Annotated in this window: 1 protein-coding gene and 1 pseudogene; both read right to left on the reverse strand. The window is 49.4% G+C overall.

Annotation, left to right across the window (positions count from 1 at the left end; genetic code table 11):
* Positions 1-197, reverse strand: a pseudogene (locus BBW68_RS20695) (hypothetical protein); the annotation flags it as partial.
* A gap of 16 nt (positions 198-213) precedes the next feature.
* Positions 214-1629: a pyruvate kinase PykF gene (gene pykF / locus BBW68_RS09235; RefSeq protein ID WP_070135134.1), complete on the reverse strand. Its 1416-nt coding sequence runs from the start codon at positions 1627-1629 to the stop codon at positions 214-216.
* Positions 1630-1905: the final 276 nt, after the last annotated feature.

Raw genomic sequence — 1905 nt, forward strand, 5'->3', positions numbered from 1 at the left:
TGGCTCACTTTGTTGCGTTTCGAGTGGGAATGGGCAATCGAACGCCTTATTCGCTGAATCCCCCCCGGACAGCCAGATTTTACCAGTTCGCTTTTCACCTTTGGCTGTACTGACTTTGGTTGCGAGGCCAGCACATCAGCAGTTTTATGCACCAGTCACCGTTGGTGACGGGTATCCGGAAATACCTTATTTAATGCAAGTCGTAAATGTATATTACAGAACGTGCACAGATGCAGTGTTAGTGGTTCCGCTTGGAACCAGCGCACCAGAAACCATGACTACAATTTCGCCTTTCAGCGCATAGCCGCTGGCGATAGCGGCTTCTTTGCCGAGGCGGTAGAAATAGTCGGTTGAAGCAATTTCGTTCACCACAGAAGTGATAATGCCTTTGCTCAGCAGCAGCTGACGGGCAGTCTGTTGGTTAGTAGTCAGGGCTAGAATAGTCGCATTCGGGAAGTATTTACGAATGGATTTAGCTGATTTGCCGCCTTCTGTCGCCACAACAATCAGCGGTGACTTGAGTTTCTCAGCGGTTTCAACCGCACCACGGCAAACCGCTTCAGTGATACGCATTTTGCGGTTGTCGTGCTGAAAGTCAATACGACTCTTCATTACGCGGTCAGTACGCTCGCAGATGGTCGCCATGATAGTGACGGACTCCAACGGGTATTTCCCTTTGGCGCTCTCACCAGACAGCATAACGGCGTCAGTTCCGTCGAGAATGGCGTTCGCCACGTCGCCAGCTTCAGCACGGGTAGGGCGCGGGTTTTTGATCATTGAATCGAGCATCTGGGTAGCGGTGATTACCACTTTACGAGCACGGTTACATTTTTTGATCATGATCTTCTGCGCAAAGATCACTTCTTCAACCGGGATTTCAACGCCGAGGTCACCGCGGGCCACCATGATGCCATCAGAAGCATCAAGGATATCGTCGAAGTTGTTCAGGCCTTCCTGGTTTTCGATTTTTGAGATGATCTGAATGTGTTCACCGCCGTGGGCTTTTAGGTACTCACGGATTTCGATTACGTCTGAACGCTTACGGATAAAGGAGGCAGCGACAAAGTCGACACCCTGTTCGCAGCCGAAAATCAGGTCACGCTTATCTTTGTCAGCCAGCGCTGGCAGCTGAATGGAAACGCCCGGCAGGTTAACGCCTTTGTTTTCGCCTAGGTCGCCATTGTTCAGCACTTTACACACTACGATGCTTTCGGTGACTTCTGTCACTTCCATACCAATCAGACCATCGTCTACCAGCACGGTGTTACCGATTTTCAGGTCGGCAGCAAAGCCCGGGTAGGTCACTGCAACGGTATTGGTGTTACCAATCACAGACTGATCGGTGGTAAAGATGAAGGTCTGGCCCGCTTTCAGGGAAGCGTCAGTGCCGCCTTCCAGTTTCATGGTGCGGATTTCAGGGCCCTTGGTATCTAACAGAATAGCGGCTTGGTGACCGCTTTTGCTCATAACATTACGCAGGTTGGTAATGCGCTGGCCATGCTCTTCATAATTCCCGTGGGAAAAGTTCAGACGCATCACGTTCATGCCAGCATCGAGCAGGTTAGTCAGCATCTCTTCAGATTCGGTTTTTGGACCGATAGTACAAACGATTTTAGTCTTTTTCTTCATGACGGTTTATCTATTAAGTTGTGATGGATGAGGAAGGGAGATTCCGGCGGTGTTTCCACCGGAAAAAATTTGGTGCTTCAGGCGAACGGCAATACTGGGTAAGTATAGGTGACAGAATTAAAGCATGCAGAGTAAGTTGAGACGCGGTTTTGGCGCAGGCGCAACAGGTACTTGTTATAAAATAAGCGGCAACCATACGCTGAAACCATTTAAGTGAAACAACGTTCCGTATTATACTCGCTAAGTATGCGAAAACCAATTGTAGTGGCACACTGA

The organism is Candidatus Erwinia dacicola (assembly GCF_001756855.1).
GTDB lineage: Bacteria > Pseudomonadota > Gammaproteobacteria > Enterobacterales > Enterobacteriaceae > Erwinia > Erwinia dacicola.

Coding starts and splice junctions, on each gene's coding strand:
- pykF (WP_070135134.1), bottom strand. CDS start 1,629: ATGAAGAAAAAGACTAAAATCGTTTGTACTATCGGTCCAAAAACCGAA.